Source organism: Microbacterium sp. PMB16 (genome assembly GCF_051294855.1).
Classification (GTDB): domain Bacteria; phylum Actinomycetota; class Actinomycetes; order Actinomycetales; family Microbacteriaceae; genus Microbacterium.
Genome location: NZ_CP145908.1, coordinates 4,007,794 through 4,034,251, shown reverse-complemented (window position 1 = coordinate 4,034,251; position 26,458 = coordinate 4,007,794). Strand labels below are relative to the sequence as shown.

Sequence of the window (26,458 nt, the reverse complement as noted above, 5' to 3'; positions counted from 1 at the left end):
CCGCCGCTCAGCGCGCGTTCCGTGGGTGCTGGCGCGCGGCCCGCTCGTTGCCGCGGCGGTAGTTCCCCGTCACCCGCGCCATCAGCAGCTGCGGGTCGCCGTGCTCGACCTGTGCGAGGAACTCCGTTGCCCGCGCTCCACGGAGCGTCGTCGCGGTGCGGCCGTGGTGCTGGATGACGACCTCGTCGCCGCGCACGCGGAACTCGAAGTCCGACGGGATGCCCATGGAGCGAGCGTAGCGGCTGTCACTGTCCTGGTGTGTCATTGTATTGACACACCAGGACACACTGTGTACCGTTCGACTGGTACACGGAAAGAGGTGACCATGGACGCAATCATGGTGGGGGTCTACTCCCTGAGCATCGTCGCGGCGGTGGCCGTTCTCTGGATCGCGGTGAATCGACGCCGAGGCGCCGCGCCGTCCGCCCGGCTCGCACCGGTCATCCGCGCCGCTCGGCGTCGTGCGCTGATCGCCGTTCTCTTCTCGGCCACGGTGTTCCTCGCGGGCACGCTCGCGGGAATCGCGCTGCCGGGACTGCTCGGCCAGCCTTTCGCTGTCGCACCTTTCATCGCCGGAGCAGCAGGCCTGGCGCTCTACGGAGCGACGCCCCCGCGGGCGGTGACCGTGCGCGAGGACGAGCCGCGCGATGCCGTGCTGGTGCCGCGTTCCCCACTGTCCGTCGTTCCGGCGCGCTGGGCGACGGTGCTCGTCGTGGTGACCGCGCTCTTCGTCCTTCTCGTCGCGTTCTGCGGTGTGACAGCCAGCCCCGATGACGTCGGACACTCGCGCACGATCCGCTTCGAGGCGGCCGACACCGCCTCGTGGTCGAGTCCCTACCCCGGCTGGTTCTACGGGGTTCCCGCCCTGCTCGGGCTGCTGTGCCTGTCCGCATGCACGCTCATCGCGCTGCGCCGCATCAGTTCCACCGCGGCGTTCCCGCAGGTCGCCGATGCCGAACTCGATCAGCACTGGCGTCGCCGCTCCGTCGAGGTCGTCGTCAAGCTCGCCGTCGGCGCCGTGCTCTTCTCGTTCGGCGGGATCGCCGTGATCGCGGGCCTCTCGATGGGGAATGCCATCATCGACGGCAGCACGCCGATCGTGTGGGGGGTGATCGCGGTCGCGCTTCGGATCGCCGGCATCGCGGCGCTGGTGCTGAGCGTCGGAAGCGTGACGCTGGCCGGTCTGACCGCCGCGACGATCGGCAGGGCGACGCCGTCCGGGGCCGTGCCCTCCGAGGTCGCCGTCCGATGATCACCGTCGACCCCACCAGCGCGGTCGCTCCGTTCGAACAGGTGCGCTCGCAGATCGCCGACGGCATCCGGTCGGGCCGTCTCGAGGAGGGGACTCGGCTGCCATCCATCCGTCAGCTGGCTGCCGACCTCCGCGTCGCAGCGGGCACGGTCGCGAAGGCCTACGCGGCGCTGGAGGGCGAGGGGCTGATCGAGAGCAGCAGAGCTCGCGGGACCCGGGTGCGCGCGGGCAATGCGCACGCCGACGGAGTCGTCGATGCCGCGCGGGCGTTCGTCACCGCGACCGAGGGCATCACGCTGGAGGAGGCGCTCGGCGCCGTCCGAGCGGCCTGGGCGTCACGCCACGCGCAGTGACTGAGCAATCTGCACAGCGAGTCGGCCGACTTCGCCCGCCCGCTGCGCGCGTTGTCCATCATCCGGTGCACCGATTGCTCACCTCTCGGCATCCGGTCTAGTGTTGCGCGACAGCAGGCAGCACCAGCAGGGCCGCCGCCGGATCTCAGCAAGGACGCTCTGACACATGCCCCTTCCCACTCGCGCCGCTCTGGACGCCGTTCCCGCCTACCGTCAGGGCCGATCCGCCCCGGCCGGCGCGTCGAAGCTCTCCTCCAACGAGTCGCCGCATCCGCCGTTGCCCTCCGTCATCCACGCCGTCGCCCAGCGGCTGGAGAGCATCAACCGCTATCCCGACATGAGTGCCGCTGCGCTCCGCGAAGCCCTGGCATCGCGGTACGGAGTCGACCCCGCCCTGATCACCGTCGGCGCCGGCTCGGTCGAGATCGCTGCGCAGCTGATCCACGCGGTCGCCGGCGATGGCGATGAGGTCATGTTCGCCTGGCGCTCGTTCGAGGCCTACCCGTCGCTGGTCCGCATCGCCGGCGCGACGCCCGTGGCCGTGCCGCTGAACGCGGAACACGCCCACGACCTGCCCGCGATGCTCGCCGCGATCACCCCGCGCACTCGCCTCATCTTCGTGTGCAACCCGAACAACCCGACCGGCACGGTCGTGAGCGCCGCCGAGCTCGAGGCCTTCGTCGCCGCGGTGCCGCGCGACGTGCTCGTCGTGATCGACGAGGCCTACGTGCACTTCGACCGGACCGACAGCTTCGGCGCCGGCATCGAGCTGTTCCGACGGCATCCGCACGTCGCGGTGCTGCACACGTTCTCCAAGGCGTACGGCCTTGCCGGGCTCCGCATCGGCTATGCGATCGCGCCCGCCGAGATCGCGGAGAGCCAGCGCAAGGTCGCCGTGCCGTTCGGCGTCACCGACCTCGCCCAAGCCGCTGCCCTGGCCTCGCTGGCGGCGGAGGACGAACTCGCCGTCCGTATCGACGAGGTCGTCGCCCAGCGGGAGCGGATGCTGACGCTGCTGCGGAACGCCGGATGGCCGGCCGTCGCCTCCCAGGCCAACTTCGTCTGGGTGCCGGCGGGGGAGCGGACCGCACAGCTCGAGACGCTGCTGCGCGAGGGCGGTGTGATCACGCGAGCCTTCCCCGGGGAAGGCGTGCGCATCTCCTCGGGCAGCACCGCCGACATGGACCGCGTCGCAGCCGCCCTCGCCGCGGCGGGCCTCGACGCGGAGATCTCAGACTTCACCGATCGCAAGGAGGCGACCGTATGACCACCGACCGCGACACCCAGGTGCCGACCACCACCACGACCACCAAGGGTCTGCACCCGGGTCTCACCCGCCGCCAGATCTCGATGATGGGACTCGGCGGAGCCATCGGCGCCGGGCTGTTCGTCGGATCGGGTCAGGCAATCGGCCTGGCCGGTCCCGCGGTCCTCATCTCGTATCTCGTCGCGGGCGGCATCGTCGTGCTGGTGATGGCGATGCTGGCCGAGATGGTGGCCGCGCGGCCCAGCTCCGGGGCATTCAGCTCGTACGCCCAGAGGGCGATGGGGCGGAGCGCGGGAAGCGCGGTGGGCTGGCTGTACTGGATCCAGCTCGTGGTCGTGATCGCCGCCGAGGCGACGGGAGCCGCGGGTATCGTCGCGAACTGGATCCCCGGGATCCCCACCTGGGTCTGGGTGCTCGTCTTCGTCGTGGCACTCACCGCGGTGAACCTGTTCGGGGTGCGCAACTACGGCCGCTTCGAGTTCTGGTTCGCGGCGATCAAGGTCGCCGCCATCATCGCGTTCCTCGTCGTCGGCGTGTGCGCGATCGTGGGCATCATCCCCGGCGTCTCGGGCACGGGCGTCGCGAACCTGGTCGACAACGGAGGGTTCGCCCCGAACGGCATGACCGGCATCGCCGCTGCGCTCCTCATCGTCGTCTTCGCGTTCGGCGGCACCGAGGTCGTGGCGATCGCGGCCGCCGAGTCCGACGATCCGTCGCGCAACATCCGCCGGATCGTCCGCGAGGTGCTCGTGCGCATCCTGATCTTCTACGTCGGCTCGATCTTCATCATCGTCACCGTGCTGCCGTGGGACGATGCCGCCGTGAAGAACGGGCCGTTCTCGGCCGTGCTCGCGACTCTGAACGTGCCGGGCGTCGGGCTCGTCATGGATCTGATCGTGGTGATCGCGCTGCTCTCGGCCATGAACGCGAACATCTACGGGGCGTCGCGCATGGCCTACTCGCTGGGTGAGCGCGGGCTCGCGCCGCTGGCCGCCACGCGGACGAGCCTGAAGGGCGTCCCGTATGTCGCCGTGCTGGCATCCGTCGCCTTCGGGTTCGTCACGGTGGGTCTCAACTGGGCGTTCCCGGACGTCGTCCTCCCGGCGCTGCTCAACGTGGTCGGCTCGACGCTGCTGGTCATCTGGACGGCGACGGCGGTCGCGCAGATCATCCTCCGCCGCCGCGCCGATCTCGCGGGCGAGGCGATGCCGATGCGCATGTGGGGCTTCCCATGGCTGTCGTGGCTGTGCCTGGTGCTGCTCGCCGGGGTGATCGCGCTCGCGATGATCGACCCGGCAGCGCGCGTGCAGCTGCTGCTCACGCTGGGGCTCACCGCCGTGCTCCTCATCGTCGCGCGCGTGACGAGGAGCTTCGCGAGGCCCGGAGTGGTGCGGGACTAGCCGATGCGCATCGATCACCTCGACGCCGAGCTCATCCGGATGCTGACGGAGTCACCGCAGCTGCCGATCCTCGAGTGTGCTCGAAGGCTCGGCATCGCCCGCGGCACGGCGACGAGTCGGCTCGCGCGGCTGCACGAGGGCGGGGTGATCGAGGCGATCGTGCCGCGCATCGACCCGAGCGGCTTCGGGTACTCCGTGGTGGCCTTCTGCCTGGTGGAGATCGACCAGAAGGTGGGTCATGACGACGTCGCGCGAGCGTTGGCGGATGCCGTGCCCGAGATCGTCGACATGCACACGGTGACCGGGGCGAGCGACATGCAGCTGCGCCTGGTCGCGCGCGACGCCACGCAGCTGCAGGAGGTGCTCGACCGGGTCGCCCTGGTACCGGGCGTCGCCCGCACGGCGTCGTCGATCGCGATGCGCACGCACCTGTCGGGGCGGGTCCTGCCGCTGGTGGAGCACGTCGCGGGGGATGCGCCGTAGCTCTCGTGGGTCAGACCCAGCCCGGCATCCAGTTGTGCAGCAGCCAGAACTGGTACGGCACGCTCATGCCGGTCCAGAGCGGATAGAAGAACACCGACAGCAGCACGACGAACCCGAGGAAGATGAACACGGTCCGCTCGCCGGACTGACGCCGGTACAGCGACTCGTCGCGCCGGCCCGCGATGATCCGCAGCGTCAGCGCCAGCGAGATCACCAGGAACGGCACCATCACGACCGTGTAGAACTGGAAGATCGTGCGCTCGGGGAACATCAGCCAGGGCAGATAGGTCGCCGCGAGTCCGACGAGAGGGATGCCGACCTCGGCACCGACCGGCTGCCTGCGGATCCAGCCGCGCACCAGCAGGAAGATCAGGTAGACGGATGCTGCCACTCCGCCGTACCAGATGAGCGGGTTCGGCACCGATGAGATCACCGCGATGCAGTGGTCGACGCCGCACGGGGCGGGGTCGGCGCCCACCCACACCGCGGTGGGCCGGAGCAGGAACGGCCACTCCCAGGCCGGACTCGCGTACGGGTGGCCCTTCGTGAGCCCGACGTGGAAGCCGAGGATCGACTGGTGGTAGTTCCACAGTGCGATCAGCGGATTCGGATCGCTCTGCCGGTCGTACCCTCCGGCGGTGACGAGCCACCCGGTCCAGCTGACGAGGTACACCGCCAACGCGGGGAACACCATCAGGACGAACGAGACCGGACCCTGGCGGAAGGCAGCGGCCGTCGGCCAGAGGACCACGCCGGCGCGGCGCCTGGCCAGCGCATCCGTCACGACGACGTAGAGCCCGAAGGCCGCCAGCACATACAGTCCCGACCACTTCACGGCGGATGCCGCGCCCAGCGCCGCGCCGGCGGCGACGAGCCACGGCCGACGCCAGAGGACGGGACCCCAGAACGGGTCGGGCGCTTCGGGGTCGCGCCGCTCCAGCACCGGGATGGTCCGCTGCCGATCGAGGAGCACGAACAGCACCCCCAGCAGGATGAAGAACGTCAGGATGCCGTCGAGCAGCGCGATGCGGCTGAGCACGATGCTGAGTCCGTCGATCGCGAGCAGCGTCGACGCCACCGTCGCGACCACCACGGAGCCGGTGAGCCGCCGTGCCACGAGGTAGACCAGCAGCACGGAGCCGGCACCGAGGAGCGCCGTGGCGAGCCGCCATCCCGCGCTGTTGTCCGGGCCACCGATGGCCATCCCCAGAGCGATGAGCCACTTGCCGAGCGGCGGGTGCACGATGAACGAACCCGTGTCGGAGAGGGGCAGATCTTGCAGGGTGATGAACGCCTCGTTGGCGTTCTCGCCCCACACGCCCTCGTAGCCCAGCGTCCACAGCGACCAGGCGTCCTTGACGTAGTAGGTCTCGTCGAACGCGAGCTGGTGGGGGTGTCCGAGGTTGACCAGGCGAAGCACGGCTGCCAGCGCGGTGATGACCAGCGGCGCGAGCCAACGGACGGCTCGGCCCCAGTCGCGGCTCAGCAGCATCCGGTCGCGAAACTGTCCGTAGCGCGTCAGCCGGTCCTCGGGGGCAGGCAGCAGAGGCACGGGCGCGGTCACCGGTCCAGCCTAGACAACGCGCCTATGCTGAGCGGGTGATCATCCTCGCTGCCACGCCGATCGGAAATCTCGGCGATGTCTCGCGCCGGCTCGTCGAGGTGCTGGAGAACGCCGAGACCATCGTCGCGGAGGACACCCGTACGACGCAGAAGCTCCTCAAGGCGCTGCAGATCGACAACCGGCCGCGGCTGATCGCCCTGCACGACCACAACGAGAAGCAGAAGGCCGCGGAGATCGCCGCGCTCGCCGCCGAGTCCGATGTCGTGGTCATGAGCGACGCCGGGATGCCGACGGTCAGTGATCCCGGCTACGGGCTGGTCGCCGAGGCCGTGGCTCAGGGCGTCACCGTGACGGCGATCCCCGGCCCGAGCGCGGTGCTCATGGCGCTCGCGATCTCGGGGCTGCCGACCGATCGCTTCACCTTCGAGGGCTTCCTCCCGCGCAAGCCGGGGGAGCGGCGGTCCGTTCTGCGTGCTCTCGCCGCCGAGCCCCGCACGATGGTGTTCTTCGAGTCGCCGGCGCGCCTGGCGGGGGCGCTCGCCGACATGGGCGGAGCGTTCGGAGACGTGCGGCGCATCGCGGTGTGCCGCGAGCTCACGAAGTTCTACGAAGAGGTGCGTCGCGGCACGGCATCCGAACTCGTCGCCTGGGCTGAAGGCGGCGTGAAGGGCGAGATCGTCGTGGTCGTCGAGGGCGCGCAGCGCCGGGACGCCTCGCCGGAGGACGCGCTGGCACAGGTGCAGAAGCTCGTCGCCGACGGCATCCGGCTGAAGGACGCCGCGTCCGAGGTCGCCGCGCTGACCGGACTGTCGTCGCGGGACCTGTACCAGGCCGCCCTGGCGGCCCGCACGCGATGAGCCCGGCCGATTCTGCGGACGCTTCAGAAGGACTTGTGCGCCCCACAAGGACGGATGCTCCGGATTCGACCTTGTCGGGCGCACAAGACCTTGCGAAGCGCACGGCGCAGGGCGAAGCCACGATCGCGACGGCCTACGACAGCAGAGCCGACGAGTACGTGCGGCTCGGCGGAAGCATCGACCTGATGGATGCGCGCGACGTCGCACTGATCTCGCGCTGGCGCGACGCGACGCCCGGTCGACTTCTGGATGCGGGGTGTGGACCCGGTCACTGGACCGATCTCCTGCACGATGGTCGTCGTGACGTGTCGGGTGTCGACATCGCAGAGGCCTTCCTCGCTGCAGCCCAGTCGCGATACCCGCACCTGAGCTTCGCGAACGCCTCGATCCGCGCGCTCCCGTTCGCCGATGCATCCGTCGGCGGCATCCTCGCCTGGTACTCGCTGATCCACACCGATCCCGCCGAGGTGCCCGCCGTCCTCGCCGAGTTCGCGCGGGTGCTCGCGCCGGACGGCAGCCTGCTTCTGGGGTTCTTCGTCGGCGAATCGCGCGCGTCCTTTGCCCACGCGATCACGGCGGCGTTCTTCTGGACTGCGGATGCTCTCGCCGGGCTGTTGACGGATGCCGGTTTCGAAGTGGTTCTCCGCGAGGAGCGGGAGCGGGAACCCGGTGAGATGAGTGCGCGGCCTCACGGAGCCCTCGTGGCGCGCCGGGTACCCTGAGCAGGATGACCGGAGAGAGGGCATGATCGTGGGCAGGGCGGCGACGGTGTACGACGTCGCCGACCGCGCCGGAGTGTCGATCGCCACGGTCTCGCGCGTCCTGCGCTCGCCGGATGCCGTGCGCCCCGCGACGCGCGAGCGGGTGCTCGATGCTGTCACTGCGCTGGGCTACGTGCCGAGCGGTAGCGCCCGCGGTCTCGCGGAGCGGCGTACCGGCGTGCTCGGGCTGTACTTCCCGGGGTTCGATGCCGCGGAGGAGGCGCCGGCGCTCGACGTGCTCGTGCACAGCGCCGGCGCGACACCGCCGTTCACCGTCGTCCACGACGAGACGGATGCCGAGGCCGAGCATCCGACGATGCTCTTCCTCGACGAGGTGCTCCGGGGCGCCGAGCTGGAGGCCTGGAAGCAGGGGTTCGTGCTGATGGTCGGCGTCGGCCGGGATGATCCCGACCGATCGACCGTGCGCGACATGGCGGGCCGCGTGGACGGGCTCGTGGTCCTGGCCCGCAGCGTGCCGGACGACGTGCTGGCTCGACTCGCGCTGCGCATTCCGGTGGTGGTTCTGTCGGGGCCGGCACGCGGGGATCGCTACGACCACGTGACCGTGAGCAACGCCGAGGCGATGGCGGAGCTGACACGCCAGGTGCTGGCGCAGACGGATGGCGCGGCTCCCGCATTCCTCGCAGGTCCGGACGACTCGCCGGACGGCGCCGAACGCTGGGACGGATTCTCGCGCGCGATCTCCGAGGCCGGAATCGCCGCCGCCGACGTCGTGGTCGTGCGCGGTGACTTCACCCGCGCGTCGGGCCGACGCGCGGCCGAGCAGTTGATCGCGGACGGCCTCCCGGCGGCGCTGATGTCGGCCAACGACCAGATGGCGCTCGGCGCTCTCGACGCGTTCCGATCCGCCGGCGTCTCCGTGCCGGAAGACCTGATCGTGACGGGTTTCGACGGCATCGAGGCTGCGGCTCTTTCGCGCCCGCGACTGACGACGGTGCGCCAGCCGATGATCGAGCTGGGGCGGGCGGCCGTACAGGTGCTCGCCCGCCGGCTGGAGCGACCGGACACCGATCCGGTCACCGTCCGGTTGCCCTTGGAGATCGTGGTGCGGGAGAGCTCGCGCCGGTCCCGCTGACATCGCGTCGATACCCGGACGCACGGTCGATGGGCGATGTCAAGGGGTTGCCCGGCGCAAATGTATGCGCTTACACTCGCTGAGGCGGCGAGAGCCGTGCGGATGTTCCGACAGGGGAGCGTCCTTCATGACAGAGATGACATGAGGTAGCAGGGTGTCAGATGGCAGAGTGTCGACGAAGCACATGTTCCGACGCTGGCGGCGAGCCGCGGTCGTGGGATTGGCGGCCGCAGCGGTCGCCCTGAGCGGATGCAGCATCCAGATCACATCCCAACCCGATCCTTCGATCGGTGACGACACGATGCTGATCAACGCCGACAAGGGCAACCCGTTCTTCACGCAGAACTTCAACCCGTACCTGACCAACACGCGCACCGCGTCGCGGTGGATCTACGAACCGCTGATCCTGATGAACAACCTCGACGGCTCGCTGAACCCCTGGCTGGCCACCGAGTGGGAGCAGCCCGACGCGCGCACCATCGTGATGACCCTCCGCGATGACGTCACCTGGAGCGACGGCGAGAAGTTCACCGCCGAGGATGTCGCCTTCACGTTCCAGCTGCTCAAGGACAACCCGCCGCTCGACATCAAGGGCGCCTGGCAGCACCTCGACACCGTCGAGACCGACGGGAACACCGTCATCCTCAATCTGAAGGGCGATGACGCCCCGGCGCTGACGATCCTCGGGCAGACCATGATCGTTCCGGAGCACCTCTGGAAAGACGTGAAGGACCCCGGCACCTTCCGCAACGAGAACCCGGTCGGCACCGGCCCGTTCGTGCTCGGCAACTACAACGACCAGCAGTACTCGGTGGACAAGAACCCCGACTACTGGCAGGCCGACAAGATCGAGATCGAGCACATCATCCTCCCCGCGACGAACTCGCAGCTCGACACCGTCAGCCGCGGCTACGACTGGTCGTACTCCTTCATCTCCGACGTCGAAGGCACGTGGGGTGCGGCGAGCGAGCACAACCAGTGGTGGTTCCCGCCGGGCGGCGTGATCGCGCTGATGCCGAACCTCGAGGTCGCACCGTTCGACGACGTGAACGTGCGTCGGGGCATCGCCCTCGCGCTCGACCGCGAGGAGATCGCCGAGACGGCATCCGAGGGCTACATGGAGCCCGCCGGCCAGACCGGACTCATCCTCCCCAACCAGGAGGAGTACCTCGACCCCGACATCCCCGACCAGGGCATGATCGCCCAGGATGCGGATGCCGCGCTCGCCGCGTTCAGCGACGCGGGCTACCAACTCGACGGCGACCGGCTCGTGGGTCCCGACGGGAAGCAGCTCGAGTTCGCGCTCACCACCGCGAACGGATTCACCGACTGGACGCGCGCGGCGCAGACCGTGCAGAGCCAGCTCGCCGACGTCGGCGTGAAGGTCACCCTGCGGCTCCCGCAGCCCGCCGGATACCAGAGCGCGATCAGCAACGGCGACTTCGAGATGGCGATCGGCGGCATGGGCGGCGGCGACGTCTACCAGGCATACAACAACCTGCTCTCGAGCGAGTTCTACGTGCCGTCCGGCGAAGCGACCTCGAACAACTTCGAGCGGTTCCAGTCCGACGAGGCCGACGCCCTGTTGGCCGAGTACCGCGGCACCGTCGACACCGATCGGCAGGCGGAGATCGTCCGGGAGCTGCAGGGCATCGTCTACGACCAGATGCCGGTGATCGGGCTGTACTACGGCGGTATCTGGGGTCTGTTCAACGACGCCAAGTTCACCGGCTGGCCCTCTGCGGAAGACCCGTACATGATCCCGCAGAACTACGACAACGCGCCGCTGATGATCTTCACGCGGCTCGAGCGAGTGAAGGGAGACGACCAGTGAAGTACGTCCTCCAGAAGGTCGGGCTGTTCGTCCTCACACTGTGGGCTGCGATCACCCTGAACTTCTTCCTCCCGCGGCTCATGCCCGGGTCCCCCGCGGATGCGGCCATCGCGAAGCTCTCGCAGAACGGACCGGTGTCCGACGCGACCCGCGCGGCCATCGAAGCCCAGCTCGGTGTCCCGACCGGGTCGATGTGGGACCAGTACGTGGCCTACCTCGGCCAGGTCGCCCGACTCGACTTCGGCGTCTCGTACACGTTCTACCCGCAGTCGGTCTCGAGCATGGTGTCCACGGCGCTGCCGTACACGATCGGACTGGTGGGCATCGTCACGATCCTCGCCTTCGTGATCGGCACGCTGATCGGTGTCTCCGCGGCCTGGCGTCGTGGCACGTGGCTCGACTCGCTGCCGACGCTGACCGGATCGTTCCTCAGCACCTTCCCGTACTTCTGGACGGCGCTCCTGCTGCTGTTCTTCTTCGGGTACGTGCTGCACTGGTTCCCGACGACCGGCGCATACGCCGCGACCACGACCCCGGGATTCACCGGGGACTTCCTCGCCGACCTCGCCCAGCATGCCGTGCTTCCCGCGCTGACGATCCTGCTCACCTCCCTCGGTGGCTGGATCATCGGGATGCGCAACGCGATGATCAACACGCTCGGCGAGGACTACATCACCTTCGCGGAGGCGAACGGCCTCCACGGCCGCACGATCGCCCTCCGCTACGCGGCACGCAACGCGATCCTGCCGAACCTCACCGGCTTCGGGCTCACGCTCGGCGGCGTGGTCGGCGGATCGATCCTCGTGGAGCAGGTGTTCGGATACCCCGGCATCGGGTATCTGCTCTTCAACGCCGTGATCGGGCAGGACTACCCGCTCATGCAGGCGCTCTTCCTGATGATCACCGTGAGCGTGCTCATCGCCAACTTCCTCGTGGACATCCTCTACGGGGTACTCGACCCGAGGACTCGCCGATGACCTCCACGATGAACGTCAAGATTCCGGCCGACCGCATCGCCGCGCCCAGCCCGTGGCGCGCCTTCGGGCGCATGGTCGGCACCCTCTGGTCCAACGGAAAGGCGCGGCTGGGGCTGTGCATCCTCGCCTTCTTCGTGGTCGTGGCCGTGTTCGCCCCGCTCCTCGCGCCCTACGGTGCGAAGGACAACAGCTTCGAGCGCAACCTCGACTCCTCCTGGGCGCACTGGCTCGGCACCACCGCCGCCGGTGAAGATGTGCTCAGCCAGCTCATCTTCGGCGCGCAGGTCAGCCTGCTCGTCGGCTTCGCCGCCGGCATCCTGTCGACGATCGTCGCCATCCTGATCGGGTTGAGCTGGGGATACATGCGCGGATTCGGCGGCGAGGTCGTCGGCTTCATCGTCAACCTCTTCCTCGTCATCCCCGGGCTGCCGCTCATGATCGTGATCGCCGCATACCTGCAGAACGGCGGCATCCTGATGATCATCGCCGTCATCGTGGTCACCGGATGGGCCTGGGGTGCACGCGTGCTGCGCAGCCAGACACAGTCTCTCCGCGGCAACGACTTCGTCACGTCGGCGCAGTTCTCGGGAGACAGCAGGGCACGGATCATCTTCCGAGAGATCCTGCCGAACATGACCTCGATCATCGCCGGCACGCTCTTCGGAGCGGCGACGGCCGCGATCCTCGCTGAGGCGGGACTCGAGTTCCTCGGTCTCGGCGACTCCAGCATCGTCAGCTGGGGCACGATGCTCTACTGGGCGCAGAACTCCAATTCGCTCCTCACCGGGCAGTGGCTGCTGCTGTTCGCTCCCGGTCTGTGCATCGCGCTGCTGGCGCTGAGCCTCACACTCATCAACTTCGGCGTGGACGGGATATCCAACCCGCGCCTGCGAGAGGGGAAGGGACGATGACCGTCTCCGAACAGACGATCGCCGCCGACGACGCCGAGGTCCTCCTCGATGTGCAGAACCTGTCGGTCGAATACGCCTCGCCGGGTACGACTCCGGTCACCGCGGTGCACGACGTGTCGTTCTCGCTGAAGCGCGGCGAGTTCGTCGGGCTCGTGGGGGAGTCGGGGTCGGGTAAGTCGACGCTCGGCTTCGCGCTGACGCGCCTGCAGAAGCCGCCGGCGCGCATCAGCGGCGGACGCATCCTGTTCGGCGGTCACGACATCCGCGAGCTGGATGCCGAGGCGCTGCGACGCCAGCGCCACGGCGGGTTCGCCATGGTGCTGCAGTCGGGCATGAACGCCCTGAACCCGGTCCGCACGGTCGGCAACCACTTCCGCGACATCTTCGCCGCGCACGGGCACGTGCCGCGCGACGACCGCGATGCCCGCGCCCGTGAGTTGATCGGCAAGGTCGGACTCGACGCCGAGGTGCTGGCGCGCTACCCCGGAGAGCTCTCCGGCGGTATGCGCCAGCGCGCCTCCATCGCCCTCGCCCTCTCGCTGGAACCGCAGCTGATGGTGTTCGACGAGCCGACGACCGCGCTCGACGTGCTCGTGCAGCACGCCGTGATGGACACCATCAAGGAGCTGCAGCACGCCGAGCGGTTCACGGCCATCCTGATCAGCCACGACCTCGGCATCGTGCTCGAAGCCACCGACCGAGTGATGGTCATGCACGAGGGACGCATCGTCGAAGATGCGTCGAGTCGCACGATCCTCGAGAACCCGGGCGACGAGTACACGCGGATGCTGCTGAGCCACTACGCCGACCCGCGGGCGAAGTCCATCTCGATCCCCGGCTTCCTCGACCTCGGCACCCGCGAACGCGAGGGCCGGTCTCGCGCGGACGTCACCGAGACGCTTCCGACCGTGTCGAAGCGCGACGCGCGACGAGCGGATGCGGCGATCGTGGTCGAGGGCGTGTCCAAGCTCTATCCGGCCCCGCGACGCGGACAGGACGCGGTCACCGCCGTCGACGACGTGTCGTTCCGGCTCGAGCCCGGCGAGGCGCTTGCGCTGGTCGGGGCCTCCGGATCCGGCAAGTCGACGATCGCCAAGCTGATCACCGGTGTCGAGAGGCCGAGCTCGGGGTCCATCCGGTTTGGCGACACCGATGTCGCGTCGCTGAAGCGCCGCGGACTGCACGACCTCCGCAAGGACGTGCAGATGGTGTTCCAGGATCCGTATGCGGCTCTGAACCCGCTGCACACCGTCGAGTACGCGCTGACACGCCCGGTCATGAACTACACGAAGCTCCGCGGGCAGGAGGCCAGGGCTCGCGTGCTCGAACTGCTCGAGACGGTCGGGCTCGCGCCCGTCGAGCAGTTCGCCGCCAAGCTGCCGCATCAGCTGTCCGGTGGGCAGCGGCAACGCGTCGTGATCGCCCGGGCGCTGGCGAGCGACCCGCAGGTGCTGATCGCCGACGAGCCGGTCTCGATGCTCGACGTCTCGCTGCGCGCCGGCGTGCTGGCGCTGCTGGAGGATCTGCGCGAGCGCTGGGGCATCAGCATGCTCTACATCACGCACGATCTGCTCAGTGCGCGTCTCGTGACGCAGAACATCCTGGTGCTCAACAGCGGGCGGGTCGTCGAACGCGGCGAGACGAGCGAGGTGCTGCAGCATCCGGAGGATCCGTACACGGTCCAGCTGCTGGACGCCGTACCCAACCCCTCGAGAATTCGATAGAGAGGAGCACTCGTGCTCGCATTCCCCGACGGCTTCCTGTGGGGCGCCGCAACCGCCGCCCATCAGGTGGAGGGCAACAACACGACCAGCAACTGGTGGGCCATGGAGCATGCTCCTGGCTCGACCATGGTCGAGCCCTCCGGAGACGCCGCCGATCACTTCCACCGCTACCCGGAGGACATGCGCCTGCTCGCTGCGGCCGGCCTGAACTCCTACCGGTTCTCGGTCGAGTGGGCGCGGATCGAGCCGGAGCGCGGGTTCGTGTCCCGCGCGATGCTCGACCACTACCGCCGCATGATCGACACCGCGCGCGAGAACGGGCTCGACCCGACGGTCACCCTGATGCACTTCACGGTGCCGCAGTGGTTCCAGAAGGACGGGTTCTGGCGGGCGGATGACGCGGTCGACCTGTTCTCGCGCTACGTCGAGACGGTGCTCCCGATCCTCGACGGCGTGAAATACGTCTGCACCATCAACGAGCCGAACATCGCCGCGATGCTCGCCGGGGGAGAGGATGCCGCGAACCTCGTGGCCTTCGGCCTCCCGAACCCCGACCTCGCCGTCGCGGACACGCTGCTCGAGGCCCACCACCGCGCCTCCGAGATCGTGCATTCGGTGTCGGGCGCCCAGGCCGGTTGGACGATCGCGACCCAGGCCTTCCACTCCACCGGAGAGCCGGGCGCCGACGAGATGCTTGCGACGTATGGTGACCCGCGCGACCACTGGTACCTCGATCAGTCTGCCGGCGACGACTTCGTCGGCGTGCAGGCCTACACCCGCACCTTCATCGGTCCGGAAGGGCCCCTGCCGGTGTCGAAAGACGTCGAGACCACTCTCACCGGGTGGGAGTTCTTCCCCGAGGCGCTCGAGCTGGGTGTGCGCAGCGCGTGGGAGCGCAGCGGCGGAGTGCCGGTCCTCGTGACCGAGAACGGCATCGCCACGGCCGACGACACCCGGCGTATCGCCTACACGCAGGGCGCGCTGGAGGGCCTGCACCGGGCCATCTCCGACGGGATCGACGTGCGGGCGTATCAGCACTGGAGCGCCCTGGACAACTACGAGTGGGCCAGCGGATTCGCCCCCACGTTCGGTCTGATCGGCTTCGACCACGAGACGTTCGCGCGCTCGCCGAAGCCCTCGCTCGCCTGGCTGGGCGAAGTGGCTCGGCGGAACGGCCTCTGACACCCGTGCCCGGGGTTACGCTCGGGGCATGACCATGACCTCGGACGCCCGCGTTCAGCAGCGAGAACGGCTCAGGCCGGCGCTCGCCGGCCTGAGCGCGGCGTTCGCGGGCGTCGGCCTGGCGGAACTCGTCGCCGCCGTGATCGAGCCTGCCGCGAGCCCGTTCGCCGTGATCGGGAGCGGGCTCATCGACCTGGCGCCGAGCTGGGCGAAGGACACCGCCATCGCGCTGTTCGGCACCGGCGACAAGGTGGCTCTGCTCATCGGCATCGCGATCGTGCTCGCGGTGGTGGCCGCGGTCGCCGGCATCCTCGAGCTGCTGCGCTCCGGAGTGGGCGCGGTGATCCTGGGCGCTCTCGGTGCCCTCGCCGTCGTCGCCGCGATGATCCGCCCAGGATCGGGGCCGTTCGCGTTCGTCCCCGGCATCGTGGCGGGGCTCGTCGCGATGATCGTGCTGCGCTTCCTGATCCGCAAGCTCCGACCCATCGCGGGGTTCGCGCCCGACGGCGACGATCGCCGCAGATTCCTGCTGTGGACCGGGGGTATCGCCGCCGGAGGCGTCGTCACGCTGTTGATCGGGAGCGTCGCGCGCGGTGCCACGCAGTCGCTCGAGACGGTGCGCAAGGCGCTCAAGCTGCCATCTGCCGCCACCAAGGCGCCGCCTGTTCCGGCCGCTGCCGAGCTGAGCATCCCCGGGCTCGCGCCCGTCGTCACGCCGAACGCCGACTTCTACCGCATCGACACCGCGCTGGTCGTGCCTCGGATCGACCCGGCCGACTGGTCACTGCGCATCCATGGCATGGTCGATCGCGAGGTCGTGATCAGCTGGGACGAGCTGCTCGGTTTACCGATGACGGAGGCGGACGTCACGCTCGCCTGCGTCTCGAACGAGGTCGGCGGATCCTTGATCGGCAACGCGCGTTGGCTCGGGCATCCCCTGCGCGACCTGCTGGCACGCGCCGGGGTCAAAGCCGACGCCGACATGGTGTTGTCGACCTCGGCCGACGGCTTCACGGCATCCACCCCGCTGGAAGCCCTCACCGACGACCGCGACGCCCTGCTCGCGATCGGCATGAACGGCGAGGTGCTGCCGGTCGAGCACGGCTTCCCGGTGCGCATGGTGGTGCCGGGACTCTACGGCTATGTCTCGGCGACGAAGTGGGTCACGCAGCTCGAGGTCACCCGCTTCGACAAGGTCACCGCATACTGGACGACGCGCGGGTGGTCGGATCACGGCCCGATCAAGCTGCAGTCGCGCATAGACGTGCCCCGCGGAGGGCGAACCGTCGATCCAGGCGAGACGATGATCGCCGGCATGGCGTGGCAACAGCACGTCGGCATCGACGCCGTCGAGGTGCGCATCGACGGCGGCACCTGGCAGCGCGCCGACCTGGCGGAGACGATCTCGGACGACACCTGGGTGCAGTGGAGCCTCCCGTGGACGGCGGAGAGCGGTCAGCACACGATCGAATGCCGCGCGCTCAGCGCGGACGGGGAGACGCAGACGGCCGATCGGGCCGCCCCGGCGCCCGACGGCGCGCAGGGCTGGCACCGCGTCGAGGTCTCGGTGGGCGCGTAACCACCGGCTCCGCGGCACCTAGAATTGACCCCATGCCCGCAGGCGAATCGTTCTACATCACCACGCCCATCTACTACCCCTCCGACGTGCCTCACATCGGCCACGGGTACACGACGGTGGCGGTCGACACCCTCGCGCGCTGGCACCGCCAGGCGGGGGACGACACCTGGATGCTGACCGGCACGGACGAGCACGGTCAGAAGATGCTGCGGGCCGCTGCGGCCAACAACGTGACGCCGCAGGAATGGGTCGACAAGCTCGTCAGCGAGGCATGGTTCCCGCTGCTGGAGACGCTCGACGTCGCCAACGACGACTTCATCCGCACCACGCAGGAGCGCCACGAGACGAACGTGCAGACGTTCTTCCAGCGCCTCTACGACCGCGGGTACATCTACGCCGGCGAGTACGAGGCGCTCTACTGCGTGGGCTGCGAGGAGTTCAAGCCCGAGTCCGAGATCGTCGACGGCACCGGACCCTTCGAGGGGCTGAAGGTCTGCGCGATCCACTCCAAGCCGCTCGAACTGCTGCAGGAGAAGAATTACTTCTTCAAGCTCAGCGAGTTCCAGGACCGCCTGCTCGACCTGTACCGGACGCAGCCCGACTTCGTGCGCCCCGATTCGGCGCGCAACGAGGTCGTCTCGTTCGTCTCGCAGGGTCTGAAGGACCTGTCGATCTCGCGCTCCACGTTCGACTGGGGCATCCCGCTGCCGTGGGACGAGTCGCACGTCATCTACGTGTGGGTCGACGCGCTGCTGAACTACGCCACGGCCGTCGGCTACGGCTCCGACGACCCTTCGTCCAGCGCAGGGACCGAGTTCGCGCGCCGCTGGCCCGCGTACCACGTGGTCGGCAAGGACATCCTGCGGTTCCATGCGGTGATCTGGCCCGCGTTGCTGATGGCGGCGGGACTCGAGGTTCCGAAGGGCGTGTTCGCCCACGGCTGGCTGCTGGTCGGCGGCGAGAAGATGTCGAAGTCGAAGCTCACCGGCATCGCGCCGACCGAGATCACCGATGTCTTCGGCTCCGACGCGTACCGCTACTACTTCCTGTCGGCGATCGCCTTCGGTCAGGACGGCTCGTTCTCGTGGGAGGACCTGTCGGCCCGGTACCAGTCCGAGCTCGCGAACGGCTTCGGCAACCTCGCCTCTCGCACGATCGCGATGGTCGAGAAGTACTTCGGCGGGGTCGTGCCGTCGGCGGACGAGTACACCGAGCAGGACCTCGCGATCCAGAAGATCGTCGCGGATGCAGCGTCGAAGGCGGATGCTGCCATCGCGCAGTTCCGCATCGACGAGGCGATCTCGTCGATCTGGACGATCGTCGATGCCCTGAACGGCTACATCACGGAGAACGAGCCGTGGGCACTTGCTCGCGACGAGGCGCAGCGCGCGCGACTGGGCACGGTGCTGTACACCTGCGCCGAGGGACTCCGCGCGCTCGCGGTGCTGCTCTCCCCGGTGATGCCGCAGTCGACCGAGAAGCTGTGGAGCGCGCTCGGGGCGTCCGAGACGTTGGGTCTCCTGCTGGACCAGCCGATCCGCGAGGCCGGGAACTGGGGCGTGCTGCGCCCCGGTACGAGCGTCGATGCGCTCGCGCCGCTGTTCCCGCGGGTGGAGTCCACGGCCTGAACCATGGCCGACACCTACGTGCGCGAGCGGTCCGGTGACGGCCGCAAGGATCTGAAGTATCCGGCGGCCCCCGAGCCGCTCGCCGTACCGGTGTACGACAACCACGCGCACCTCGAGATCGTGGACGGCGACCCCTCGTCAGGCTCAGGCGCCGGGGGATTGAGTTTGACCGAGCAGCTCGACCGGGCGGAGGCCGTGGGCATCGCCGGTGTCGTGCAGGCGTCCGGTGACATCGAGTCGTCGCGGTGGGCGGTCGAGGCGGCAGCATCCGATTCGCGCGTGCTGGCGGCCGTCGCCATCCATCCGAACGATGCACCGACCTACGCGGAGGCGGGGCGCCTCGATGAGGCGATCGCCGTGATCGACGAGCTCGCTGCCCACCCGCGCACGCGGGCGATCGGCGAGACGGGACTCGACTTCTTCCGCACCGAGCCCGAGCGCCAGGGACCGCAGCACGAGTCGTTCGAGGCGCACATCGCGCTGGCGAAGAAGCACGGCATCGCGATGCAGATCCACGACCGCGACGCGCATGTCGCGGTGCTGGAGACGCTCGACCGAGTCGGCGCGCCCGAGCGGACCGTGTTCCACTGCTTCTCGGGCGACGACGCGATGGCGCGGATCTGCGCGGATGCGGGCTATCACCTCTCGTTCGCCGGCAACGTGACGTTCAAGAACGCCCAGAACCTCCGCGATGCCTTGAAGGTCACGCCGCTGGACCGCATCCTCGTCGAGACCGATGCGCCGTTCCTGACCCCGGTGCCGCTGCGCGGGCGGCCGAACGCCCCCTACCTGGTGCCGATCACCGTACGCTTCATGGCCGGCGAGCTGGGGCTCGACGTCGACGAGCTCTCGGCGCAGCTCGCGGCCAACACTCTCCGCGTCTACGGCTCCTTCGACGACTGATCATCAGCGCCGGGAAGAAGCGCGGCGCGCCATGCCCGGGCGGAGTCACTGATACCGCGCACCAACTGCAGCGCGCCCCCGAGGGCGCGACCCGTGGGTCGCAATTGACGCGAAATACCACTCATCATCGTTACCACTGTGTCCATCTGCTCCAGGCCAGGTTGTTCAAGGGCCCGAGAGAGTCCTACGAGCGACTCACCGATCTCGTTGCGGACGTCCGATGGCATCGATGACGAGAATTTCACAAACTCCGAAATATCGCCGTCGATGAGTCCCCAGGCTGTCCCTAGGGACTCAGTAGCGCTAATGAGCTTCGCGCTCGGGCCCTCCAATCGGCCGCCGATTCGCGCGAATGCTGCGGAGGCGGCGTGAGTATCAGCGATCTGCGGAAGGGCCTCAGCGCGGAGAGCCGAGCCGATCTCGTCGAACGCTCCGGCGAAATCGGCGACCGCACTATCCAGCATCTCGCGGTGATTGTTCATGGCGGCGACGAGGTCGAAAAGGTCCGGTGCGTCCTCGCCCGGCGCATCATCGTGCGTCGAGGACGCCCGTGCGACGAGCGTGCTCCGCAGGCGGGCGGCGACTCTCTCGACAAACTGTTCATACTCAAGGCTGTCGGGCTCGACACCGCGAATCGCAGTGACGTCTACGTACTGGGACGCCAGGATTCGTTGACGGACGGGGTCATCCTTCGGCACCACATCGGTTCCATCGATATCCACCCATATCAAGGGGAGAAGAAGACTTGGTTCGCCCACCGCGCGCGCTGCGGTGGCAAAGTCGAGAATCTCCTGACGGCAGGCGGCACTGCGAAGGTAGCGAGGAGTGACGTTGGCCAACATGAAGGCCGTTGCGGCGATCTCATGCCCGAGGCGAGCGCGCCAGTCCTGACCCCATTGGATGTCGTCACGATCGATGAAGACCTGGAGGTCCCGTCCGTACAGGAAGGAGTAGGTTGCCGCGAGGTCCCGGGCGAACTTCGTGATCCGTCCCTTTTGAGCCTCATCATCAGCATGAACATAGCTGATGAAAATGGAGGCATCGAAGTCTGCGCGAGACTCGACGACAGCGGGGCTATTGACGATGATGGGTTCCTCGCGATCAGTGATCATTTTGATGTCGGGAGCTGCATCGAAGCTGCTGGCGGCCTCTAGCGTTGAGATTGGAACCGCCCAGATGTTGTCCTCGAGGGCGATGATGTCGTCGCCTCGATAGAAGACGAACCCGCGGTGTAGTCCGCGCGCAGCACGGAAAGCCCGGATGCCTGTTAGGTCTGACACTGAGACCGACCTCGCAGCCTTTACCTCGATCGCGACTTGTCTACCGAGATCATCGGTGAGGACCAGATCGACCTCGGGGTTCGTTGAACTCGCTTTTCGCCAGTAGTGCGCCAGGGTCCGGGTAGTGGCCCACTGCGAGTGCGCGAGGATTTCTCCGACTACGTGGCTCTCCAACAGCTGGCCGAAATACTCGCGCTGGTCGAGGATGTCGATCCCGGCGCGTTCGGTTGCGTCAACCGCGAATGCCGTATCGGACGCGTGGATCTTCGCTCGAGCGAAGCTCTGTTTCCTGCCCTCGGTTGCGAGGTTTGGTAGCCACTGGATGAGGAACAGCCTGCTGAAAGCGTCTACGTGGCGTTCAATCGTGCGCTTGTCGAGATCGAGCTGACGCCCCAGATCGGTCGCATTCAGAATTCCACCGGGGCGACGCAGAAGAGCATCCAATACAGCTCGTGCTTTCATGACGTTGAATCCCAGATCCGGCATGACCTCGTCGGAAAGGATCATCGTCAGGTCGGACGCAAGGCGGTCCCGGATGCCGCCACGCGTGAGCAGAGTGCGCGGGAAGAGGTAGAGAGGGAAGCCGCCGACTCGGAACTGATCGAGAAGGTCGGCATCACTGCGCTGCGGAAACGAGCCGATTCGCGGCCGGCCATCGAAGAGGAGATCCACGACTGATCCGGTGTTCCCCTCGAGCTCCCATCTCGTCAACGGATGCATTGTCATCCGCTGAGCACGTCGCGTCAGTGGGTCGGCACCGCCGAGGCCAGTTCGCCCGATCGTCGCGGAACCCGTGAGAATGAACTGATTCGTCGTGGAGAGAGCATCGGTGTGTTCTTTCAAGGCGAGGGGCAACTTCGGCACCAGCTGCGCTTCATCGATGATCGTCGGCCGAGGGAATCGTCGAAGCCACCCGGACAGATCGCTTTGGGCACGTTGAAGCGTGGGCTCGTCCGCAAACGATACATAGTCGTACCCTCGAGCGTTCTGCAGCTGTTCGCGCATCATGGTCGACTTACCCACTGCGCGCGCGCCCTCGAGGATCAAGACCGGCGCCTCGGGGGAGCGCAGCAGGCGCTGACCGATCAATCGGGGCACGAAGGAAACCATGCGGCCGACAGTAACACGAAATGTATGTTTTTTACAGCATCAGATGTACTTTTATTCCACCGGCTTCGCGCTGACGATCTGCGAGATCGGCTTCCAGACGAGCAGCAGGGTGAGGGCCGCCCCCACGAAGGCGAACCACCAGGGCGCGGTGAGTCCCCAGACCTCGGCGATCACGCCACCGAGCGCCTGACCGATCACCATGCCGCCGAACACGCCCACCATATTCACCGACGCGACCCGGCCCTGCAGCTCTGCGGGTACCAGGCGCTGCCGCACGGTGGTCGAGATCGTTCCCCAGACGAACGCGTACGCCCCGAAGAAGAACATGATGACCAGCGCCACCCAGCCCGTCGTGGTGAGGGCGAACGAGAGGTGCATGAGCACCTCGAGTGACAGCACCACGCGCATGAGCGTCGCGAACGACACGTGCCGCTCCAGCCAGCCGAAGCTCAGCGTCGCGAGGATGCCCCCGGCCGCCGACGCCGTCGTGAGCGCGCCGTAGCCGACGGCGCCCATCTGCAGGTGCTCGGTGGCGTACAGCACGAGGACGCCCCAGGGGGCAGCCCACGTCACGTTGAACACCAGGATGATCAGCACCAGCATGCGTACCGGAGGGTTGCGCCATAGCCAGCGGAGCCCCTCCGCGATGTCGGTGTGAACCGGTGGATGCTCGGTCTCCTGGGCACCTGAGCCCGCCGAAGGGCGCGGAGGAACGGGAGTCTTGGCCATGCGCGAGATCAGCACGACCGCGAGCGCGACGCAGACTACCTCGACGAGGAAAGGCCACGCCGAACCGGCCGCGAACAGGAAGGCGCCCAGCGGAGGACCCGCGAACTGGTTCGCGACCAGGTATCCCGCCTGCAGTCGAGCGTTCCCGAGCCCCAGATCGGCCGGCTTCACGAGCATCGGCAGCAGGGTGCTGCCCGCGGTGTCGACGAACACCTCGGCCGTCCCGTAGAGGAAGGCGACGGCGAGCACGATCCAGATGTTCGCGGTTCCGGTGAGGAGGAACACGCAGAGACCGGCGAGGACGACGGCCCGGGCGCCGTTGGCGAACATCACCAGGCGACGACGATCGAAGCGGTCGGCGATCGCCCCCGCGTGCAGACCGAAGAGCAACCAGGGCAGGAACTGCAGGATCGCGCCGGCCGCGACCAGGATCGGCGACGAGGTCATCGATGCGATCAGCAACGGGGCGGCGGCCAGAGCGACGCCGTCGCCGACGTTGCTCGTCCACGACGACGCGAGCAGCCACCGGAAATCGCGGCCCATGCGGCGGGGCGCGACGAGTTCACCGAGGGAGGGCATCCCGAAAGACTACTGAGGGTGAGGGACAATGGAGGGATGACCATCACGCTGCTCGGCGCCACCGAGATCCGCCGCCTTGCCGCCGAGCTCGACGTGACCCCGACGAAGAAGCTCGGACAGAACTTCGTCGTCGATGCGAACACCGTCCGCAAGATCGTGCAGGCCGCGCGCGTGCAGCCGGGGGAGCGCGTCGTCGAGGTGGGGCCGGGCCTCGGCTCGCTGACGCTGGCGATCCTCGAGACCGGCGCCGCGGTGACCGCCGTCGAGATCGATCACCGCCTCGCGGCCCGGCTCGCCCAGACGGCGGCCGAGCACGGCGTGGATCCCGACATGCTCACGGTCGTCGACGCCGACGCGCTCCGCATCACCGAACTGCCCGGCGAGCCCACCGTGCTCGTCGCCAACCTTCCCTACAACGTCTCGGTGCCGGTGCTCCTGCACTTCCTTGAGAGCTTCAGCTATCTGCAGCGAGGCGTGGTGATGGTGCAGTCCGAGGTCGCCGAGCGGCTGGCCGCGAAACCCGGCTCGAAGATCTATGGCACTCCCAGCGTCAAAGCGGCCTGGTACGGCGAGTGGAAGCTCTCCGGCACGGTGTCGCGTCAGGTGTTCTGGCCGGTGCCGAACGTCGACAGTCTGCTCGTCGGCTTCGATCGGTCGGAGGGCGAGCGCGGGAGCGAGGAAGAGCGTCGGCGCACCTTCCAGATCGTGGATGCCGCATTCAACCAGCGCCGGAAGATGCTCCGGCAGGCGCTCTCCGGTCTCTTCGGCAGTTCCGCCGCGGCATCCGAGGTGCTGATCGCCGCCGGAGTCGCGCCGACCGCACGGGGAGAAGACCTGACGGTCGACGACTATCAGCGCATCGCACAGCACGCGGAGTCGATGAGCGGGGCCGGGATCAGGGACTAATCTGGCACGGTGACCGAGTCTCCGCGCTTTCGCCCCGATGTTCCCGAACTGCACCGCCCGTACGCGGCCGACGAGGGTCGCTACCAGCGGTTCTCCTACCGGCAGGTCGGTTCCTCCGGCCTCTACCTGCCGCCGATCTCGCTCGGTCTGTGGTGGAACTTCGGCGACAACATCCCGCTCGACAACCAGCGCGCGCTGCTGCGTCACGCGTTCGACAACGGCATCACGCACTTCGACCTGGCCAACAACTACGGCCCGCCGTACGGCTCGGCCGAGAAGAACTTCGGCCGCATCTTCGCCGAAGACTTCCGCCCGTACCGCGATGAGCTGATCATCTCCTCGAAGGCTGGCTGGGACATGTGGCCGGGGCCGTACGGCGACTTCGCGAGCCGCAAGTACATCCTCGCCAGTGCCGAGCAGTCGCTCACGCGCATGGGCCTCGATCACGTCGACATCTTCTACTCGCACCGTGCCGACCCGGTGACGCCGGTCGCCGAGACCGTCGCCGCACTCGACACCCTCGTCCGTCAGGGCAAGGCGCTGTACGTCGGCATCTCGTCGTACAGCGCCGAGCGCACCGCCGAGGCGGTCGCCGTGGCGAAGGAGCTCGGCACGCCTCTCGTCATCCATCAGCCTGCGTACTCGATCCTCAACCGCTGGGTGGAGGACGGTCTGACCGAGACCCTCGAGAAGTCGGGGCTCGGCGCCATCGCGTTCACCCCGCTCGCGCAGGGACTCCTCACCGACAAGTACCTCGGCGACGGCACGGCCGAGCGCGCGCAGCAGCGCGGTTCGCTGCCGGAGGGCCGCTTGAGCGACGAGGCCGTCCAGACGCTGCGTTCGCTGAACGACGTCGCGCAGGCGCGCGGCCAGTCGCTCGCGCAGCTCGCTCTGCAGTGGACGCTGCGCAACCCCGTGGTGGTCTCCGCCCTGATCGGGGCCTCGCGCCCGGAGCAGCTCGACGAGAACATCGCGGCGGTGAACGGTCCTGAGTTCACCGCGGAGGAGCTCGCCCGCATCGACGATCTCGCCGGTGCCATCGACGTGAACCTCTGGGCGACATCGTCGGAGCTGTGATCCGATCATGAGCCTCGCCTCGACCGCCGGATCCGTGCACGTGCGTGCGCCGGGGAAGATCAACGTCTACCTCGGTGTCGGCGGTCGTCACGACGACGGCTACCACGCGCTCGCGACGGTCTTCCAGGCGGTGTCGCTCTACGAGGACGTGATCGCGCGCCACGACGACGGCTTCTCGCTCACGGTCTCCGGCGTCGACGACATCGAGTCGGTACCGCTCGACGATCGCAATCTGGCGATGCGGGCGGCCAAGCTCCTCGCCGCGGCCACCGAGTACCCGGGTGGCGTCGCGCTCGAGATCCGCAAGAACGTGCCGGTCGCGGGCGGCATGGGCGGCGGCTCGGCGGATGCTGCTGCGGCACTGGTCGCATGCGACGCGCTCTGGGGCACCGGGCTCTCCCAGGCCCGCCTGCACGACCTGGCCGCGCGGCTCGGAGCCGACGTGCCGTTCGCGCTGCATGGCGGCACAGCCGTCGGTACCGGGCGGGGAGATCAGCTCAATCCGGCACTCGCCCGCGGCCGGTTCGATTGGATCCTGGTGACGAGCGATCAAGGGCTTTCCACCCCGGTCGTCTACGAGCGGCTGGACCTCCTCCGCGAGGAGCAGGGGGCGCTCGCCGACGATCCGCCGATGTCGCTCGACGTGCCGATACCCGTGCTCCAGGCGCTGCGCGCCGGCGATCCGGCACAGCTCGCCGAGGGCCTGGAGAACGACCTGCAGGCCGCGGCCATCTACGAACGTCCCGACCTCGAGGACGTGATCCGGCAGGGCATCGACGCCGGTGCGCTGCAGGGGATCGTCTCCGGGTCAGGACCCACGATCGCCCTCCTGTGCTCCGATCCCGAGACCGCCCAGGACGTGCAGACCTCGTTGCGGGAGGCGGGCCTCGACCCGCTGCACGTGCATGGACCGGTCGTCGGCGCGCGGATCATGGGCTGACGCGGCGCACGTTTCATCCGGTGTTCACCGTTATCTGTGATCGGTAGTCGCTGCTTCTGCCTAATC

The 26,458-nt window shown here is 68.2% G+C and carries 23 protein-coding genes; 19 read left to right on the top strand and 4 right to left on the bottom strand.

Annotated features, from left to right (window positions below):
- Positions 1 to 7: 7 nt before the first annotated feature.
- Positions 8 to 226 (bottom strand): hypothetical protein, encoded by a 219-nt coding sequence (locus V5D55_RS19410; RefSeq protein WP_435746274.1) that lies wholly within the window; start codon positions 224 to 226, stop codon positions 8 to 10.
- Positions 227 to 325: 99 nt separating this feature from the next.
- Between V5D55_RS19410 and V5D55_RS19405 the strand changes: the two genes are divergently transcribed.
- From V5D55_RS19405 to V5D55_RS19385, 5 genes are all read left to right on the top strand, one after another.
- The gene (locus V5D55_RS19405) at positions 326 to 1,252 is read left to right on the top strand and encodes a hypothetical protein (RefSeq protein ID WP_435746272.1); all 927 of its coding nucleotides are present in this window, start codon (positions 326 to 328) and stop codon (positions 1,250 to 1,252) included.
- Positions 1,249 to 1,605 (top strand): GntR family transcriptional regulator, encoded by a 357-nt coding sequence (locus tag V5D55_RS19400; protein ID WP_435746270.1) that lies wholly within the window; start codon positions 1,249 to 1,251, stop codon positions 1,603 to 1,605. The genes V5D55_RS19405 and V5D55_RS19400 overlap by 4 nt, the downstream gene beginning before the upstream one ends.
- A 166-nt stretch (positions 1,606 to 1,771) precedes the next feature.
- The gene (gene hisC, locus V5D55_RS19395) at positions 1,772 to 2,872 is read left to right on the top strand and encodes a histidinol-phosphate transaminase (RefSeq protein WP_435746268.1); all 1,101 of its coding nucleotides are present in this window, start codon (positions 1,772 to 1,774) and stop codon (positions 2,870 to 2,872) included.
- Positions 2,869 to 4,272: an amino acid permease gene (locus tag V5D55_RS19390; RefSeq protein WP_435746266.1), complete on the top strand. Its 1,404-nt coding sequence runs from the start codon at positions 2,869 to 2,871 to the stop codon at positions 4,270 to 4,272. Before hisC ends, V5D55_RS19390 begins: the two co-directional genes overlap by 4 nt.
- A gap of 3 nt (positions 4,273 to 4,275) precedes the next feature.
- Complete coding sequence (locus tag V5D55_RS19385; protein WP_435746264.1) at positions 4,276 to 4,755, top strand: Lrp/AsnC family transcriptional regulator; 480 nt, start codon at positions 4,276 to 4,278, stop codon at positions 4,753 to 4,755.
- Between the two features lie 10 nt (positions 4,756 to 4,765).
- On the opposite strand, the gene V5D55_RS19380 is transcribed toward V5D55_RS19385, so the two are convergent.
- Positions 4,766 to 6,319 carry a dolichyl-phosphate-mannose--protein mannosyltransferase gene (locus V5D55_RS19380; RefSeq protein ID WP_435746262.1) on the bottom strand — a complete coding sequence of 518 codons (1,554 nt, stop codon included), beginning with the start codon at positions 6,317 to 6,319 and terminating at the stop codon, positions 4,766 to 4,768.
- A 35-nt stretch (positions 6,320 to 6,354) separates the two neighbouring features.
- On the opposite strand from V5D55_RS19380, the gene rsmI reads away from it, so the two are divergent.
- The 11 genes from rsmI (at position 6,355) to V5D55_RS19325 (ending at position 19,771) form a co-directional block, all read left to right on the top strand.
- Positions 6,355 to 7,176 carry a 16S rRNA (cytidine(1402)-2'-O)-methyltransferase gene (gene rsmI / locus V5D55_RS19375; protein ID WP_435746260.1) on the top strand — a complete coding sequence of 274 codons (822 nt, stop codon included), beginning with the start codon at positions 6,355 to 6,357 and terminating at the stop codon, positions 7,174 to 7,176.
- A gap of 71 nt (positions 7,177 to 7,247) precedes the next feature.
- Positions 7,248 to 7,898: a class I SAM-dependent methyltransferase gene (locus V5D55_RS19370; RefSeq protein ID WP_435746258.1), complete on the top strand. Its 651-nt coding sequence runs from the start codon at positions 7,248 to 7,250 to the stop codon at positions 7,896 to 7,898.
- 22 nt (positions 7,899 to 7,920) lie between these two features.
- Positions 7,921 to 9,033, top strand: a complete 1,113-nt coding sequence (locus tag V5D55_RS19365; RefSeq protein ID WP_435746256.1) for a LacI family DNA-binding transcriptional regulator — start codon at positions 7,921 to 7,923, stop codon at positions 9,031 to 9,033.
- A 169-nt stretch (positions 9,034 to 9,202) separates the two neighbouring features.
- Positions 9,203 to 10,867, top strand: coding sequence for an ABC transporter substrate-binding protein (locus tag V5D55_RS19360; RefSeq protein ID WP_435746254.1), 1,665 nt, complete (start codon positions 9,203 to 9,205; stop codon positions 10,865 to 10,867).
- Positions 10,864 to 11,844 (top strand): ABC transporter permease, encoded by a 981-nt coding sequence (locus V5D55_RS19355; RefSeq protein WP_435746252.1) that lies wholly within the window; start codon positions 10,864 to 10,866, stop codon positions 11,842 to 11,844. Before V5D55_RS19360 ends, V5D55_RS19355 begins: the two co-directional genes overlap by 4 nt.
- On the top strand, positions 11,841 to 12,755 hold the full coding sequence (locus V5D55_RS19350) for an ABC transporter permease (protein ID WP_435746250.1): 915 nt from the start codon (positions 11,841 to 11,843) through the stop codon (positions 12,753 to 12,755). The genes V5D55_RS19355 and V5D55_RS19350 overlap by 4 nt, the downstream gene beginning before the upstream one ends.
- A complete protein-coding gene (locus tag V5D55_RS19345; protein ID WP_435746248.1) occupies positions 12,752 to 14,479 on the top strand; it encodes an ABC transporter ATP-binding protein in 1,728 nt (575 codons plus the stop codon). Before V5D55_RS19350 ends, V5D55_RS19345 begins: the two co-directional genes overlap by 4 nt.
- A 12-nt stretch (positions 14,480 to 14,491) precedes the next feature.
- Positions 14,492 to 15,661, top strand: a complete 1,170-nt coding sequence (locus V5D55_RS19340; protein WP_435746246.1) for a glycoside hydrolase family 1 protein — start codon at positions 14,492 to 14,494, stop codon at positions 15,659 to 15,661.
- Positions 15,662 to 15,689: 28 nt separating this feature from the next.
- Positions 15,690 to 17,240 carry a molybdopterin-dependent oxidoreductase gene (locus tag V5D55_RS19335; RefSeq protein ID WP_435746244.1) on the top strand — a complete coding sequence of 517 codons (1,551 nt, stop codon included), beginning with the start codon at positions 15,690 to 15,692 and terminating at the stop codon, positions 17,238 to 17,240.
- A 32-nt stretch (positions 17,241 to 17,272) separates the two neighbouring features.
- Positions 17,273 to 18,868, top strand: coding sequence for a methionine--tRNA ligase (metG, locus tag V5D55_RS19330; protein WP_435746242.1), 1,596 nt, complete (start codon positions 17,273 to 17,275; stop codon positions 18,866 to 18,868).
- A gap of 3 nt (positions 18,869 to 18,871) precedes the next feature.
- Complete coding sequence (locus V5D55_RS19325; protein WP_435746240.1) at positions 18,872 to 19,771, top strand: TatD family hydrolase; 900 nt, start codon at positions 18,872 to 18,874, stop codon at positions 19,769 to 19,771.
- Here the strand turns inward: V5D55_RS19325 and V5D55_RS19320 are convergent.
- Together V5D55_RS19320 and V5D55_RS19315 are read right to left on the bottom strand one after the other, a co-directional pair.
- On the bottom strand, positions 19,750 to 22,161 hold the full coding sequence (locus V5D55_RS19320) for a DUF4143 domain-containing protein (protein WP_435746238.1): 2,412 nt from the start codon (positions 22,159 to 22,161) through the stop codon (positions 19,750 to 19,752). The genes V5D55_RS19325 and V5D55_RS19320 overlap by 22 nt on opposite strands.
- 51 nt (positions 22,162 to 22,212) lie before the next feature.
- The gene (locus V5D55_RS19315) at positions 22,213 to 23,469 is read right to left on the bottom strand and encodes an MFS transporter (RefSeq protein WP_435746236.1); all 1,257 of its coding nucleotides are present in this window, start codon (positions 23,467 to 23,469) and stop codon (positions 22,213 to 22,215) included.
- Positions 23,470 to 23,505: 36 nt separating this feature from the next.
- Here V5D55_RS19315 and rsmA point away from each other — a divergent pair, with 36 nt between their 5' ends.
- From rsmA to V5D55_RS19300, 3 genes are read left to right on the top strand one after another with little or no spacing between them, the layout of a single operon-like run.
- Positions 23,506 to 24,375 (top strand): 16S rRNA (adenine(1518)-N(6)/adenine(1519)-N(6))-dimethyltransferase RsmA, encoded by an 870-nt coding sequence (rsmA, locus tag V5D55_RS19310; RefSeq protein WP_435746234.1) that lies wholly within the window; start codon positions 23,506 to 23,508, stop codon positions 24,373 to 24,375.
- Between the two features lie 9 nt (positions 24,376 to 24,384).
- Positions 24,385 to 25,452, top strand: a complete 1,068-nt coding sequence (gene mgrA, locus V5D55_RS19305; RefSeq protein WP_435746232.1) for an L-glyceraldehyde 3-phosphate reductase — start codon at positions 24,385 to 24,387, stop codon at positions 25,450 to 25,452.
- 7 nt (positions 25,453 to 25,459) lie between these two features.
- The gene (locus tag V5D55_RS19300; protein ID WP_435746230.1) at positions 25,460 to 26,392 is read left to right on the top strand and encodes a 4-(cytidine 5'-diphospho)-2-C-methyl-D-erythritol kinase; all 933 of its coding nucleotides are present in this window, start codon (positions 25,460 to 25,462) and stop codon (positions 26,390 to 26,392) included.
- The last annotated feature ends 66 nt before the right edge of the window (positions 26,393 to 26,458 follow it).